Raw genomic sequence first — 1,795 nt, forward strand, 5'->3', positions numbered from 1 at the left:
CGGATTCGGCACTAAAAGATCAAGAGATTTTAAACAAAGACAAACTTCAGATTATTACGGAACGAGTAGATGATGTGCCTTTGCTTATAGCACAAATGGTCAGGATGGGTCTTCCGGAAATCATAGATAAACATATTCCAAGGCATGGAAATCAAAGAGACCTTAGCTGGGGTTGGACTACGGTCATATGGATGGCTTATATTCTGACTGAAGGCGACCACCGCAAAGTATCAATGAGTGAATATGTAGAAGGAATGCAACATACGTTGCTCTGCATAACAGGTCGGCCAATAGTGCCGTTGGATTTCAGTGATGATCGCTTATCCCATCTTTTGAAACATTTAAGCAATCGTGAATACTGGTCAAAGATAGAAGATGATCTCAACAAACATTCAATAGAGGTGTATAATCTGAAACCTGAAACAATCAGATGTGATGCAACGACTGTGAGTGCAGATCAGGCAATCACAGAAGATGGATTGGTTCAGTTTGGTCATAGCAAAGACAATACGAAATTACCTCAGATAAAACTGATGAGTGCGGCCTTGGACCCTTTGGGAATGCCGTTGGCTTCTGACGTCGTTTCTGGTGAGAAGGCAGACGATGGATTATATATTCCGCTGATAAGCCGCGTCAGTGATAGCCTTAAAAAAAATGGATTATTATTCTCAGGTGATTGTAAAATGAGTGCACTGGAAACCCGGGCTCATTTGGTATCGTCAGGGCATCATTATTTATGTCCGCTGCCCTTGACCGGTAAAACCGCTGATGAAATGAAAACATGGATCAATGAAGGTATTTCCAAAGATCAGGAAGAAGCCTTGATCCCTGTGTTTAGAGAGAACTATAGAGGCGTAGTCGTTCTGGCAGCCAAAGGATATGAGTTCAGCCGCATTCAAACTTTCCAAAAAGAGGCTGAAGAAACAACCTGGCAGGAGCGTGTGTTGGTCGTTCATTCTCCTGCTCATGCCAGGCAACAATCAGCCGGTCTCGATATTCGGTTGACAAAAGCTAAGGAGAAACTTGAAAAATTAACGCCTTTACCGGGGCGAGGCAGACGTCAAATAAGCGATGAGGCTGAACTTGTGGCGGCTATTGCCAAAATACTTAAAGTTCATAACGTGGTGGATCTGCTGGAAGTCCAGTTTGAAAAACAGGTAGAACAAAAAAAGAAGTACGTCGGTAAAGGCCGGGGTTCCGTTAACCGGGAAACCATCGTTGTAGAAAAAGTTCGTTATCAAATTACTTCTGTTGAAAGAAATCAGGAAAAAATTGCCGATGAAAAAACCCGGTTCGGCTGGAAAGCATTCGTTACAGACATGGATTGTGATAAGCTTTCCCTGTATGATGCTATTTTGTCATATAGAAATGAATATCGAGTTGAACGTATCTTCGGTAGGCTAAAAAGTCGCCTCAACATAGCTCCGTTGTTTGTTAAAAAAGATGATCAGATTGAAGGTATGACATATCTACTCACCCTGTGTGTAAGGGTGCTGACTCTTATTGAATTTGTTGTTCGACGTTCATTGAAAAAAGAAAAGACTGAACTGCCTGATATGCATCCGGAAAATCGTAAAAAGACTACAGCAAAACCTTCTGCGGAAAAAATTCTGAAGGCTTTTTCGAAAGTCAATCTTACTATTATATGTGATATGGCAGGGAATGTGATTATGCGTTCATTGAAACCATTATCGAATCTGCAAAAACAAATTATCCAAAAATTGGGATTCGACTCTTCTATTTATACGCAACTTGAAATTTAAAAATACTTTATATCAAATGAGCGAATGGGGAG

The 1,795-nt window shown here is 40.9% G+C and carries 1 protein-coding gene; it reads left to right on the plus strand.

Annotated features, from left to right (window positions below; translation table 11 throughout):
- Nucleotides 1-1,763 (plus strand): IS1634 family transposase (locus HXW94_RS18685; RefSeq protein WP_178368401.1); only part of this gene is annotated, 1,763 nt, incomplete at its 5' end.
- Nucleotides 1,764-1,795 lie beyond the last annotated feature (32 nt).

The sequence above is a fragment of the Desulfobacter latus genome (assembly GCF_013389365.1).
GTDB lineage: Bacteria > Desulfobacterota > Desulfobacteria > Desulfobacterales > Desulfobacteraceae > Desulfobacter > Desulfobacter latus.